Origin of the sequence: Actinomadura sp. NPDC023710 (assembly GCF_040639875.1) — a bacterium.
Classification (GTDB): Bacteria; Actinomycetota; Actinomycetes; order Streptosporangiales; family Streptosporangiaceae; genus Spirillospora; species Spirillospora citrea.
The window spans coordinates 79,345-93,219 of record NZ_JBFAGB010000039.1; the positions used below are offsets into that span (position 1 = coordinate 79,345).

The following is a 13,875-nucleotide window of genomic DNA, read 5'->3' on the forward strand; positions in this document are numbered from 1 at the left end:
GGTCACCGCTCGCATCCCGGCGCAGGCGACTGAGGTGCCACGATCCGCCCCGGCCTCCGGGAGGGTGATCGGGCCAGTCTGACCGTGTTTCACGGCACCGCCTTCATGGGGGCCGGGTCCGGTCGGGCCTCCGGGTGATCGTCCTCGTTACCCCCGGAAACCGGTGGTGGCCGGACGGCGGCGACGAGGAAGATTGAGGTGTGACTCGCAGCCTGTTCACCCCCATAGTTCCGGAAGCCAAGATGAATCGGCGCTTTCGGGATATACGAGACGCGACGGCCTTCACCCCGGCGCGGCGGCTGATGGACGAGATCTTCGCTGACTTTCCTGACGTCGACCACACCTTCGTCCGGGAGTTCCAGACGGGGGGCTTTTCGCCTCGGGTGCTCGAGTTGGCCGTGTTCGCCTACCTAAAGGAACAGCGATACCACCTGGATCGGACCAGCCCTACCCCGGACTTCGTCGTCACCGGGGACGCGCCGGTGGCGATCGAAGTGACGACCTCGAACCCGGCTGAAGGCGCAGATCCCGACGATGTTGATCCGTCGGTCGGCCTGCGGCGCCTCATCCCCGATGCCATGCTCGCAGCTGCACGGGAGTTCGTCTTCCAAGCAGGTAAAGCACTACGGCGCAAACTCCTCAAACAGGAGGCTGCGGGCCGCGCCTACTGGGAGCAGCCGCACGTCACCGGGGTCCCGTTCGTCACCGCACTGGAGACATTCCACACCGCCAACGCGCTCTCCCGCCCCGTCGGGCTGCTCGCCGAATACCTCTACGGCCGGCGGGACGTCGTCGCCTTCGATGGCGACGGGAACCTGCAGCTCACAGCGGAGACACGAGCGCAAAGGCAAGACCATCCCCAGCGGCCTCTTCTCCCTCTCCGAAGCCGCCCACCTGGCGGGAGTCCTGTTCACCAACAACGCCACGGTCTCGAAGTTCAACCGCATCGGCACCGAGCGAGGATACGGCGCACCCGACATTGCCATGGTCCGGTTTGGCTCCATGCCGGACCCTGACCCCAACGCCGTCGAGCCCCAGCCGTTCCACTACCTCGTCGGTGCCAACGAGACGGACTATCGCGAAACCTTCAGCGAGGGCCTGCACCTCCTGCACAACCCATGGGCCAAGAACCCTCTAATACTCGGGACCTATGTGGAATTACCGAGCACCAGATGCTCGACGACGGTCGTGTGCTTACGACCTCCACGCGCCTGGACCCGTTCGCCTCGGTGACGATGATCTGCCAGGGAGCCGCCGCCGCCACGGAAGCGCGCCGAGCATCCGCGTCCCTGAACGCCAGCGACCCGGCAGACCCCTCGTGATGAACAACATGAAAGATGCGCCGCTGCGCAACGCCGAGGTGACCGCGACGGAGTACGACGACGCCACCGACAAGAAGGGGATCTACGCCGGCACGCTGACGATCGGCGGGCCCGGACGGTCCACGCCGCCCAGTACCTGTCGGATGCGGTGTAGCGGCGCAAGATCTCCCGGCAGCTTCCAGGGGCATCGCCGCCTGGGCCCTCGGCCTCGGCCAGGTCGCCGGACGCCTCGGTTACGGCGCCCTGACCCGCCGCACCGGCGTCCGCAGCCGCACCGTGCTGATCCTTCTCGGCTCCGCCGTCACCACCAACGCGCTGGCCGTGCTGCCCGGCCCTGTGCCGCTGCTCATCGCCGTCGCCGTCCTGGCCAGCACCACCCGCGGTCTCTCCACCCTGCTGCGGGCCACCGCGGTCTCCGACAGGCGGGGTACCGCGGCCTACGGCTCCCTGTCGGGCGTCCTGGCAGCGCGACCGCCTGGCCGGCCCCGGCGTCTGCGTCCCGCTCGGCCGCACCGGTTTGTAACGTCCTGCATCGTGGCACTGCGGACGGCCCCCAACTTCACCAGGTCCGGTCGGCCGAGCCTGTTCAGAGAGCCGCTGCCGAGGACGGTCGAGCACCACGACGCCGATTGATCTGCGGACAGCATTACACGGTCTCGCGAGAAGCGAACGTACGGGCCGACATCTTCGTATGCACCTCCAGCGACAGCGGATAGCCGCCCTTAGCCTTCAGTCTTCAGAGGGATGCACTCTTCCAGCGGGCCTTGTAGTCCTTGGCGCCGACTTCTTGAAGACCCGCCGCACTGAGCAAGGGCGGCAGGCTTAACATCCAAGGGGCTAGGGAGGCTGCTGGTAAGGTGCTCGATGAGTGATTTTGAGTTGGCTTCTCGAGCCATCTAGTTCGTGTGAGGCGTTATGGGAGTGGATCTTCCCAGCCGGCGGTCCAAGTATTGTGTTGTCGAAGGCAACACAGCGTGGCGCCTCATGGCTCCCGATACGACTGCCGAACGCGTGGACGCCTCTCAGGTCCTTGCCTCGTTCGATGAAGCCTTCCGTTTCCGCCAGGAGGACTCGCAGCGGGGTGTGGTCGGGTTGCGCGAGGCACAACTGGGAGCTGTACACGCGGTTCTGGGGCATTGGGCGTCAAGACGGCCCCAGCCCGCCACGGTGGTCATGCCTACGGGAACGGGCAAGACCGAGACCATGGTGGCCCTGTTGGTGGCCGGGCGAGTCGAGCGCCTGCTGGTGATCGTTCCCTCCGACGCCCTGCGTGACCAGATCGCCAAGAAGTTTGAGCGACTGGGCCTGCTGCAAGATTTCGGCGTCGTTGCCGAGTCAGCTCTCAAACCGATCGTCGGGCGGGTCAAACACGGTATCCGGGATCCTGCCCTGGCTCACGAGTTCGCGGCGCAGTGCAATGTGATCGTGGCAACACCTCCTGTTCTGCAGCACTTCTCTCCAGAGGCGCGGGATGCGCTGACCGGGGCGTGCACTCACCTGTTCATCGATGAAGCCCACCATGTGACCGCGAAGACCTGGCGCGAGATTCGTGATCAGTTCGACGGGAAGCGGGTGGTCCAGTTCACCGCCACCCCGTTCCGCAGTGACGGCGCCGACCTCGGCGGCCGGTTCGTGTTCGGATTCTCGCTGAAGGACGCATACCAGCAGGGCTACTTCTCAAAGATCAAATACGCTCCTGTCGTTGACCTGTTCGAGCCTGACCAGGGCATCGCGGAACGTGCCGTTGAGCTCCTCCGCGAGGATCTGGCCGCTGGCTATGACCACGTGCTCATGGCCCGGGTCAAACGGATCGGCCGCGCCGAAGAGGTCTTGCCGCTCTATCAAGAACTCGCCCCCGACCTGCATCCGGTCATCCTGCACAGCAAGGGCCGCAAGACCGACCTGAGAGCCGCGCTGGAGGCATTGGATGCTAGGGCCAGCAGAATCGTCGTCTGCGTTGACATGCTCGGCGAGGGCTTCGACCTGCCCGCACTCAAGATCGCCGCGATCCATGATCAGCACAAGAGCCTCGGCATCACCCTGCAATTCATCGGCCGGTTCGCGCGCGTAGCCAACGACTCGATCGGGGCGGCGACCGTCGTCGTCAACCGCACCGAAATCCAGTTCGACGAGAACCTGAAGAAGCTCTACGCCGAGGACGCGGACTGGAACGAGGTCATCGAGGTCCTCTCCGCCCACGCAGTCGGCGAGCAAGAAGAACTCAGCGAGTTCGAAGAAGCCTTCACCAGCCTGCCCGAGGAGATCTCACTCCGGAACATCGCACCGCGGATGAGCACCGTCGTCTACCGCACCAGCACGCTTCGCTGGAAGCCCGAAACGCTCGCACCGTTCTTCGGCGACCGGCTCCTGACCGATCCCGTCGCCATCAACGAACGAGACCGGGTCGCCTGGCTCGTGGCACGCGAGCGAAAGCCCATCGGTTGGGGCACGGTGAAGAGTCTTGAGGACGTCTCCCACGACCTTTACGTCCTCTACTGGGATAAGGTGCGCGGACTCCTTTACATAAACAGCTCCAACACCGACAGTGTGCACGAAGAACTCGCCCGGGAGGTGGCCGGTCCGGACACCATGCGGATCAAGGGATGGGACGTTTACCGGATCATGTCGAACATCCGACGTTGCGTGCCGACCAATGTCGGGACCCTCGACGCTCGTAACCGCAGCCGCCGCTTCCAGCTCGCGGTCGGCGCCGATGTCCTACTCGACTACCCCGAGGCAGAAAGACGCAACAAGAGCCAGACCAACATATTCGTCAGCGGCTACGAGGGGGGCGAGCGCGTCAACGTAGGCGCCTCCTTGAAGGGCCGTGTGTGGAACTACGCTGCGGCACCCACCTTGAGACACTGGGTCGACTGGTGCGACGATGTCGGCACCAAACTCACCGACGAGGCGGTCGATCCGTCGGACGTCCTCAAAGGATTCATCGTTCCCACGGAAATCAGCGATCGCCCCGAACTGGTGCCGCTGGCTCTGGAGTGGCCAATCCAGTTCTTCCTCGACGCGAACGAAAGCGTCGAACTAAAGCGCGGCAACTTCAGTTGGCCGCTGATCGACGTTGACCTCACCGTCACCACATTCACCCGTAAAGGCCCGATCGGCTTCGCCCTCCGTACACCAAATTGTAATGTCGATTACCAGATAATTATCGCAAATGGCCTCATCAACTTCACTTGTGACGGTTCTGAACCAACAGTCGCGACGAGCCGCAAGGCCCAGCCGTTCAGCGAATACCTGAATCAGCATGGTCTGCGGATCCTCTTCGAAGACGAAGCGGTACTCGAACCAGACATGCTCCTCATCCGCCCGACGGGAACCGCGAAACCTTTCAGCCGAGATCGGCTTCTGACCATCGACTGGACTGGCATCGACCTCAGCAACGAATCCCAAGGGGCCGAACGGGACGCCACCTCCATCCAGGCCCGGACCATCCTCCACCTACCGACGCGACCGACTGGGACCTCGTCATCGACGATGACGGTCCAGGCGAAGTCGCCGACATCGTCGCCGCCCGCATTGAGGGCAACCAGCTCCATGTGAACCTCGTCCACTGTAAGTACGCCCACGGCGGCATCCCCGGCGCCCGCGTCAGCGATCTGTACGAAGTGTGCGGCCAGGTCCACAAATCCACAAAATGGAGACACCGCCCAGCTCGGCTTTTCAACAACCTGATCCGCCGCGAGGGCCAGCGCCGAATCCGCGGCCGATCCGGACTGGAAAAGGGGACCGGCCAGACGCTCTACGAACTCGCCAAGCGCGCCCCACTCCTGGAACCGAAGTTCACCATCACCATCGTGCAACCTGGGGTCTCCAAAGCCCGTATTTCCGAAGACCAACTTCACCTACTGGCCTGCGCAGAGGTCTACGCGATGGACACCGCCAACAGCACACTCCAGGTGATCGTTCATCCTTAACAACAGGATCTTGGCCGCTGCTCGAACTCGAGTGTCACGGTTGCACACTCCGACCCTGCGGGCCCTGGCGTGCGCACGGGCGCCCCGCCCCAACACCTTGACCGCGGTCACAGTGCGCACCAACCCCCACGAGGCCGAAGCGCTGGAACGCCAATGGGCCGAACGTGACATCCCTGTCCCACTGGTCGTGCTAGATTCCCCGTACAGCGACATCGCCGATCCTTCAACACATCGGGCGCATCCGCCGCAAAAGCCCCCGCGACCTGATCGGCGTGTTCATCCCCGAATACGTCATGGGTTACTGGTGGGAGCAACTGCCGCACAACCAGAGCGCCCTGCGACTCAGAGCGCACCTTCTGTTCCGTCCGGGTGTCATGGTCGCCACCGTTCCATGGCGGCTCGGGTCCACTCGGCCGCAGACTACCGGTGCCAACCCAAATGAGATGGCGTCTTACTGGCCATCACCGACCAGCGCGCCCTGAGGCCGAAGCTATCATGACCATGTCCACCGCACGCACATGCCGAGATGAGGTGCGGCAATTTGACTATCCCGCAATGCTGAAGCCCCTCACACGATCTGCTGAATAGGTGTTGATCAGCGTCACGATGTGGAATCAGTCTCGCTCGGTGGAGCACGAGTGTCGTCGACGACCTATGAGATCTTGATCGAACCGTTGCCGCCGCCCTGACGCGACAAAGCACCTGGGCCACGGTCGGGTCCGGACGGGGTGGACGCGCCGACCGTGGAGTCAGCTCAACGCGGCTGCCTTTCGCAGTAGTACTGAGCGTTCGGGCTGGTTGGTGCACAGCCGGGCCGCCAGCTCCAGCTCGGTGCGCGCTTCCGGTCGGCGTCCGAGTCGGGCCAGCAACTCACCGCGTACGGTGGGGATCAGATGCGAACCGGGGAGCCGGTCCGAGGCGATCAGCTCGTCCACGATGGCCAAAGCTTGCGCCGGGCCCGAGAGCATGGCAACGGCGACGGCCCGGTTGAGCTCGACCACCGGCGAGGGTGCGATCCGGCCGAGTGCCTCATAGAGCACCACGATCCGTTCCCAGTCGGTCGCCTCGACCGAGGGAGCCGACGCGTGGGTGGCGGCGATCGCGGCCTGCAGGCCGTAGGGGCCGAGACCGCTAGTTGATGCATTGGCCAGCGCGGCCAGCCCGCGACGGATCGCCGAGAAGTCCCACCGCCGCCGGTCCTGCTCGTCAAGCAGGACCGGCGAACCGTCCGGGCCGGTCCGGGCCGGGAACCGCGCGGCCGTCAGCTCGCACAATGCCAGCAGGCCGTGCACCTCCGGCTCGTCCGGCTGCAGCGCGGCCAGCGTGCGGGCCAGCCGGATCGCCTCGTACGCGACGTCGGGGCGCAGCAACCGGTCGCCCACCGTGGCCGTCGACCCCTCGGTGAAGATCACGTAGAGGGCGCTGAGCACGCCGCCCAGCCGATCGCGGCGCTCGGCAGCTGGCGGCAGCTCGAACGGCACCCCGGCCGCCGCGATCGTCTTCTTGCCCCGGGTGATGCGGGCCTGCACGGTTGGTACGGGTACGAGGAACGCGCGGGCGATCTCCTCGCTGGACAGGCCGCCGACCACGCGCAGAGTCAGCGCCACCCGGGCTTCGGGGGAGAGCACTGGGTGGCAGCTGACGAACATCAGCGCAAGCACATCGTCATCGATCCTGTCGGGATCGATTTCTTCGTCGACCACCGAGTCGACCGCCAGCAGGGCGTATCGATCCTGCAGGGCGGTCCGGCGGCGGATCGTGTCGATGGCCCGCCGCCGGGCGGTGGCCATCAGCCAGCCGGCCGGATTCGCCGGAGACACGAGCGGCCACGACACCAGCGCCTCGGCCACCGCCTCCTGAGCCGCGTCCTCGGCCAGCTCGAAATCGCCGGTGAACCGGGTCAGCGCGGCGACGATCCGCGCCGACTCGATCCGCCAGACGGCCTCGACATCGACATCGACGGTACCCATCAGATCTGGCCGTTGCTCTCGGGCCCGGCCCAGTCCTTGATGATCATTCGTCGCCCTGCGGGACCTCGTCGCTCCCGGGCACCCGCCGGACCTCGATCTTGGACCCGGGGGCCGCCGGGACCCGCTTAGCCCACTCGACCGCCTCCTGTTTCGAGGCGACGTCGAGCAGGAAGAAGCCCCCGAACAGTTCCTTGGTCTCGCCGTACGGCCCGTCCGTGACCACCGGGACCTCGCCGCTGAAGTCGACCACGGCGCCCTGGCCCGGGTCGTCCAGCCCTTCCGCCGAGAGGAGAACGCCCGCCTTGACCATCTCCTCGATGAACTGGCGGGTCGTGGCCATCATCTCGTCAATGTCGGCCATCATGGCCGCGTTCGACTCGTCGGTGCCTCGCATGATCAGCAGGTACTTCGGCATCGCGTCCTCCTCGCCGGCAGGGCCGTCTTTCGGCCCTCGCACCCAAACGTCGAACGAGCGGCCCGTGGATCGACACGACCCCGGAAAAATTTCACGCGGCGACGCAGCCGATTCCCTCCGACGCGCGTTCTCGCCCGTCAAAGCGGTCCGAGCGATGACTGACGCGAACACCCCGCTGATCAGAGAGCCTAGGGATCCTTCTATGTTCGTCAAGCTGGGGTGGTGGCTGTGTCGGTGGCGTTGAGGAGCCGGTAGATCTGGTGGGCTAGGTAGTGCTTCAGGCAGCGGCGGATCTCCTTGGTGGTGCGGCCTTTGGCCCGGCGTTGCTCGACGTAGGCGCGGGTTTGCGGGTCGTGGGTCATGCGGCTGAGGACGGCGATGTGCGGGGCTCGGTTCAGGCGCCTGTCACCGCCGCGGTTGAGGCGGTGGCAGACGGTGTTTCCGGAGGACGCGGGGATGGGGTTCACCCCCGGCCAGGGCGGCGAACGCAGCCTCGGAACACACCCGGCCGTGATGCGACCAGGCGGTCAGGCAGATGGCGGCGGTCACGGGTCCGATGCAGTCCAGACAGCCGAGCGTGAATCCGACGCTCCCGAACCGCTGCGCCCCTACGGAGACAAACGACACCCCAGCACTCGTGACGGGCGGGACGACGCCGAGGCGGCACGGGGCATGGCACAACAGTCACCTTCCAGCCGCGCTGTTACTTCCGCGACGTCAGGTTAGAGGAGGTCGTTGTCGCGGGCGTAGAGGGCGGCCTGGGTGCGGTCGCGCAGGCCCAGGCGCTGGAGGATGCGGGAGATGTGGTTCTTGATCGTGCCCTCGCTCAGGTAGAGGCGCGCGGCGATCTCCTTGTTGGTGGCGCCGGCGGCGACGAGGCGCAGGACGTCGGTCTCGCGGGGGGTGAGCAGGCCGGGGTCGGGGAGGGCGGCGGCGAGGCGGCGGGCGATCGTCGCGTCGAACTGGGCGACGCCGGAGCAGGCGAGGCGGACGGCGGCGGCGAGCTCGGCGGCCGGCAGGTTCTTGAGCAGGTAGCCGGCCGCTCCGGCGCGCATGGCCTGGACGATGTACTCCTCGTCGTCGAACGTGGTCAGCATCACGACCTTGCAGGATGGGGTGCGGCCGAGAACCGCGGTGGTGGCCGTGACGCCGTCCATGCCGGGCATGCGGACGTCCATCAGGACGACGTCGGCGGACGCGGCCAGGTCGACTGCGGCGGCGCCGTCGGCCGCGGTGCCGATCACCTCGATGCCGGGCTGGATGCCGAGAAGGGAGGCGATTCCCTCGCGGACCAGTTCCTGGTCGTCGACGACGAGGACACGCACGGGGTTCACCAGGACACCCTGATCGAGATCGTGGTGCCGGCGGGGGTGCTCGCCAGGTCGAGGTAGCCGCCGAGTTGTGCGACACGTTCGCGCATGCCGCGTAGTCCGAATCCTTCGCGCAGGTCGAAACCCTGGCCGTCGTCGGCGACGGTGAGGCTCGCCCCGGAGTCGTCGTAGGCGAGGGAGAGGCGGACGTTGGCGGCGCCGGAGTGGCGGAAGGTGTTGGTCAGGGCCTCCTGCGCGGCACGGTAGAGCGCGGTGAGGGAGGTCGGCGGGCGTCCGGTTTCCTCGCCGGTCACGTCGAGGGTGATGGTGAGGCGGTCGCCGTTGAGGTGGTCGATCAGTTCGGTGAGGGCGTCAGTGAGGCAGAAGGGCCGCCGGCCCAGCGTGCGCACCGAGTGACGGACCTCGGTGAGCGCCTGGTCGGCCGACCAGCGGGCGTTGGCGACGGCGTCCCGGGCGCCGGGCGGGTCGAGTTCGGCGAACGCGGTGGCCTTCTCCAGCTGGACGGCGATCGCGGTGAGGTGGTGGCCGAGGCTGTCGTGGATCTCGCGGGCGAGCCGGTTGCGTTCCTGGGCGGCGGACAGGGCCTCGACCTCCTGCATGACCTGTTCGAGCCGGACGCGGGCCTGCCGTTCGCGGACCGCGACGGCCGCCATCGTGATCGCGAGGACGATGCCGAGGGCGAACATCACCAGGTCGGAGACGTACTCCGCGCGGGTCTGCCAGCCCGGAACCCGGAGGGTGAACACCACCGGCAGCGCGGCGGCGCAGGAGGCGCCGAGGATGATCGCGATCCGCCGTCCGAAGGTGAAGTACGCGCTGAACGGGATGAGCACGAACAGGACCCGCGAGACCCCGGAGCCGTCGAGCGCGTTGACCGCGATATAGAGCGCCGTTCGAGTGATGAGGAGAACGGCCGCTGGAATGTGCCGTTCGAGGACGTCGAGTCCGATCAGCAGGAGCAGAAGCGCGGAGAAACCGGCCTGTCGGGCAGAGGGGCCGGCGTCCACGAGCGCGTAGTACACGCCTCCGGCCAGTACTGCCAGGCAGAGGAGGGGCGACACCCAGGGCACCGGGCGCGTCGAGGGCATGAGGGGAGACTACATGGGGCGTGGGCGCCGAGCCGCCGGGCGGAACGGAGTCCGGCCAGAAGTCATGTGCCGTTCGGCCTAGACGGGCCCGGCCGTTTCGCACTTATCCGCGAATGGCGACGTTCATTACGGTGCGTGATGTCTCTCACGGAAGGTGTTCGAGATGTTGCGTGCCATGATGCTCGTCCCGGTCCTGCTGGCCTCCCTGGCGGCGCCGGCCGCCGCGGCGGATTCGGAATGCGGTGACCGAGGGCTTCGGGTTCCGGGTGCCGTGCGTTCCACCGCGGTGTGCCTACCGGACCTCACGACGGCGGGGACGGTTCCGGGCGGGTACACCGATCCGGCCGACTGGGAGGGCTTGGAGGCTCCCGGGACGGTCAATCCGTCGGGCGTTCCCGGAATCCAGATCGACGGTTATTTCCCGGACTCCTCCAAGACTAATCCAACCCACGGGTGGAACCACGATTCGCAGTTCGTCATCCGCTTGCCGCACCGCTGGAACGGCGGCCTCGTCGTCAGTGGTCCGCCCGGCGTCCGGGAGCAGTACGCGAACGACCGCATTATCGGCGACCATGTCCTGGCCAGGGGATATGCGTTCGCGGCGACGGACAAGGGCAACACCGGGCCGTCCATCTACAAGGACGGGCGCCGACCGGGTGACGCCATTCAGGAATGGCATCTGCGGATGGCTCAGCTGACGTTGGCAGCCAAACGCGTAGCGGCGCAGAAGTACGGTCATGTACCGCGCTACACCTACGCCGCGGGGCTGTCCGCGGGGGGGTATCTCGTTCGTGGCCAGCTCGAACGATTCCCATGGCTCTACACGGGCGGCGTCGATTGGAACGCGGTGCTGTTTACCCCCGAAGGGCCGAGCCTGCTGACGACGCTGCCGCCGGCCCTGCGCGCTTATCGTCGGTACGCGGCGGGCGAGCCCGGAGCGCACGAGGAGATGCTCGCCGCCGGATATCCGGCGGGCTCGGAGCCGCTCTGGGGTTATCACTACAAGAACCTCTGGGATTTCCTGCAGCGCATTCTGCGCGAGGAACTAGACCCGTCCTACGACGGTGCGAAAGAGGCGGGGACAGCGTTCTGTGCTGAGGGCACGGGCGCGGGATGCGACACCGACTACGACTACGGCTCCCGCCCGCGCGAAGTGCACGCGGCCATGCGGCGTGTCTCGCTGACAGGGCGGATTCAGCGTCCTCTCATCAGTGTCCAGGGCACGCTCGACGTGCTGACGCCGATCAGCAAGACCGGCGATGTGTACGCCGAAATGGTCCGGAAGGCCGGACGCGGAGACCTCCACCGCTACTACCGCGTGCCCGGCGGCACCCACACCGATGGTCTGAACGCCGCGTTTCCCGCGCTCGTGCGGCCAATGGAACCAGACTTCCTGACCGCCTTCGACCGGCTCGCGTCCTGGACACAAAACGGCACCCAGCCGAAGTGACCAACCTGGGCCTCCGCCCCGTCCTCCCACAGCCGGACGGAGGCCCAGCCGACTTATCGCGCGCAATCCGGTCCTGAACGGTCCAAATCACTCCCGTTACTCGACTCGTCGGCGCGGAGGGCGGGGCGCCTTGGCCCACCAGAACCACCCGCAGCGTCTGCACGGCGTCCCTCCTGACGTCCAGCTGCCGATTTCGTCCTGCCTGACCGGGGGCGTGGTGACGAGATACGCAGAAATCGGCGTGATGACGTGGTCGGCGTAGGACTAGGGCGGTCTGAACGTAGGGTTCTTCGCTGCCGGTGACGCTTAGAAGATCGTGTACTGCTCCAGCGGCGCGGTCAACGTCGGCCGGGAACGCCTCGCTGGCGTCGCCAGCGTGGTGGGCGCCGGGAACCCAGCCGACCTGACCGCCATCTCTCCGATCTAGTCCAACGGGTGTCCAGCGGCTGATAGCCGAAGGTGGCGGTACCGTGCATATTCAGTTCCTCACCGCCGGACTGGCCGACGAGCTCCACCTCGTCATCGCCCCTTTTTCGTCGGCGACACCAACGCCCCTCGCTACCATCGACCAATTGATCGAGGTGATCGACACTGAGGAGGCCGTCCGCCGCGGGCGGCACCTGCGCGAGGTCGCACAGGTGCAGGCTGCCGACGCCGAGCGGGAGGGCGCGCAGACGGCGGTGCACGAGGAGACCACGCGGCTGCCGGACGCGCTGCAGGTTGCACGCGCGCTGCTTGCCGAGGAGTAGAAGCGGCACGCGGCCGCCACCGGCCGCGCCGATGCTGCCAAGGCAGCCTCGGAGAGAGCCGCGACCAGCTCGGCGACGCCGAACAGCGGGAGTGGAGCGCAACCGAGAGCGCTGCGCAAGTCGGCCGCGCGGGCCTGGATAGGTAATGCGGGTGGTATCGACCAGACCATCGAGAGACTCGCGCCGAGAACGTGAAGAAGGTCCGTTACCTCGGCTCGTCGGCTCCCGTGTCCGGGTTGGGACGGAAATGGAGATTTGGCTGCAGGTGGGGGCGGGAACCGTTTGACTGATCTGCCGTGGGCTGGATGAAACGTTTTCGACGCAGGACCCGGACTGACCCGGCTGGGAGGCGTGCGCCTTGGTAGCTTCACTCATCGCCTTCGCCCTGCTGGTCGCGGTCATCGGCTCACTGCTCTGGCTTGGCGGGACGGCACTGCGCAGGCACTCGGCGCGGCAGGCCGAGCGCCGAGCCCTTCGGCAGCAGGCCGTGCAGGAAGTTCGCCTCCGGGATGGGCGAGACGGCCACCTCGCCTATGTCGAGCGCGTCTACCAGCGTGCCAGTACCGGCGCCAAAGCGATCATCGTCTGGGACGCCACCGGGAACCGGCAGGACGCGTGGTTTCACGACTGGCCCGGCATCCCCACCGGGACCTACCTTCTTCTCGCCGGAACCACCGGCTACGGCCCCCATAACCACAACCCCCGGGTCTACTACGTCCGACCCGGCCAAGTCCTCACCATGATCTGAGCGATGCCGGCCCTGGTGTCAAGCGGTGGGGCAAAAGTAGCGGGTCGAGATCACCCTGGGCTCGCGCTCGGAACCCGGACCACGGTCACGGGCCGCGTCGCCGGGGGCACCGAGAGCCTGGCGGACGCCCCCGCGCGAGCGTGCGAGCCGGGCGGGTGGCGTACGGGTGGATGCGCTGATCACCGGCGGGCAGGGCCCGGACGGTCGGCGAGACCCACGCGCTGAGTTGAGTCAGCGCCAATGGCCGGGGATGCGCCATGGTTGACATCCCACTGTTTAGCTGTTGATCGGCTGGAGGGCAAGGCCACGATCTTCCACGAGCCCCACGGCGCCGACTCTGCGTACAGCGTCTCGATCGCCTTGGACGACGACATCCCCGTTCCACCCCGGTGCGGCCTTCAGCCCACCCGCGATCTCTGATCGCTCCGACCGTCCCGTCTGGCGAGGGCCGCGCGGGCTGTCCGGGCGGCCCACCACTTGCCACGGACGGCCGAGCAATACCTCAACGGCGCTTTCGGTGCCTCCGCCTCCACGGCCACGGCGCGAAGGAAACCCAGGTGGTCGATTCGTTCCGCAGGTGGCTGGCGTCCCGGGCTTGGACTCTGGTCACGCTCACGGACAAGAACACCGACGTCGAAGCCGTCCGGGGTTCGGAAGCACCGCAGGAACGGCGCCCGCGGGATCGGGGCGCGCAGAGATCCACTGTGGGGTTCGACGTGCTGCGCGACGAGGGCGGATGCATACGCCGCCGCCCTGCGCGTCGCCGGGGCTCCGGTGGTCCACCGCCGGTGGCAGCCGCTGAACCACGGCCTTCGGGCTCGGCGGCGTTTCGGCAGCGCGGGCCGGGGCCTTCCGCCAGTCCGCCGGCCT

At 66.9% G+C, this 13,875-nt stretch carries 11 protein-coding genes and 1 pseudogene; 7 read left to right on the forward strand and 5 right to left on the reverse strand.

The window, feature by feature from the left end:
* Positions 1-200 precede the first annotated feature (200 nt).
* From AB0H37_RS35035 to AB0H37_RS35050, 4 genes are all read left to right on the forward strand, one after another.
* Entirely contained in the window at positions 201-1,016 is an 816-nt protein-coding gene (locus tag AB0H37_RS35035) for a hypothetical protein (protein ID WP_360617008.1), read from the forward strand.
* Between the two features lie 582 nt (positions 1,017-1,598).
* A complete protein-coding gene (locus tag AB0H37_RS35040) occupies positions 1,599-1,955 on the forward strand; it encodes a hypothetical protein (RefSeq protein WP_360617009.1) in 357 nt (118 codons plus the stop codon).
* A gap of 351 nt (positions 1,956-2,306) precedes the next feature.
* A complete protein-coding gene (locus AB0H37_RS35045) occupies positions 2,307-4,880 on the forward strand; it encodes a DEAD/DEAH box helicase family protein (RefSeq protein ID WP_360617010.1) in 2,574 nt (857 codons plus the stop codon).
* A complete protein-coding gene (locus tag AB0H37_RS35050) occupies positions 4,877-5,254 on the forward strand; it encodes a hypothetical protein (RefSeq protein ID WP_360617011.1) in 378 nt (125 codons plus the stop codon). The genes AB0H37_RS35045 and AB0H37_RS35050 overlap by 4 nt, the downstream gene beginning before the upstream one ends.
* 749 nt (positions 5,255-6,003) lie before the next feature.
* On the opposite strand, the gene AB0H37_RS35055 is transcribed toward AB0H37_RS35050, so the two are convergent.
* From AB0H37_RS35055 to AB0H37_RS35075, 5 genes and pseudogenes are all read right to left on the reverse strand, one after another.
* Positions 6,004-7,224: a DUF6596 domain-containing protein gene (locus AB0H37_RS35055; protein WP_360617012.1), complete on the reverse strand. Its 1,221-nt coding sequence runs from the start codon at positions 7,222-7,224 to the stop codon at positions 6,004-6,006.
* A gap of 43 nt (positions 7,225-7,267) precedes the next feature.
* Positions 7,268-7,639, reverse strand: a complete 372-nt coding sequence (locus AB0H37_RS35060; RefSeq protein WP_360617013.1) for a YciI family protein — start codon at positions 7,637-7,639, stop codon at positions 7,268-7,270.
* 209 nt (positions 7,640-7,848) lie between these two features.
* Positions 7,849-8,197 (reverse strand): annotated as a pseudogene (locus tag AB0H37_RS35065) (transposase); the annotation flags it as partial.
* A 164-nt stretch (positions 8,198-8,361) separates the two neighbouring features.
* Entirely contained in the window at positions 8,362-8,973 is a 612-nt protein-coding gene (locus AB0H37_RS35070; protein ID WP_360617014.1) for a response regulator transcription factor, read from the reverse strand.
* Positions 8,970-10,058, reverse strand: a complete 1,089-nt coding sequence (locus tag AB0H37_RS35075; protein WP_360617015.1) for a sensor histidine kinase — start codon at positions 10,056-10,058, stop codon at positions 8,970-8,972. Before AB0H37_RS35075 ends, AB0H37_RS35070 begins: the two co-directional genes overlap by 4 nt.
* 163 nt (positions 10,059-10,221) lie before the next feature.
* On the opposite strand from AB0H37_RS35075, the gene AB0H37_RS35080 reads away from it, so the two are divergent.
* The 3 genes from AB0H37_RS35080 (at position 10,222) to AB0H37_RS35090 (ending at position 13,005) form a co-directional block, all read left to right on the forward strand.
* The gene (locus tag AB0H37_RS35080) at positions 10,222-11,508 is read left to right on the forward strand and encodes a tannase/feruloyl esterase family alpha/beta hydrolase (protein ID WP_360617016.1); all 1,287 of its coding nucleotides are present in this window, start codon (positions 10,222-10,224) and stop codon (positions 11,506-11,508) included.
* 470 nt (positions 11,509-11,978) lie between these two features.
* Positions 11,979-12,257 carry a hypothetical protein gene (locus AB0H37_RS35085; protein WP_360617017.1) on the forward strand — a complete coding sequence of 93 codons (279 nt, stop codon included), beginning with the start codon at positions 11,979-11,981 and terminating at the stop codon, positions 12,255-12,257.
* Positions 12,258-12,615: 358 nt separating this feature from the next.
* A complete protein-coding gene (locus tag AB0H37_RS35090; RefSeq protein WP_360617018.1) occupies positions 12,616-13,005 on the forward strand; it encodes a hypothetical protein in 390 nt (129 codons plus the stop codon).
* Positions 13,006-13,875: the final 870 nt, after the last annotated feature.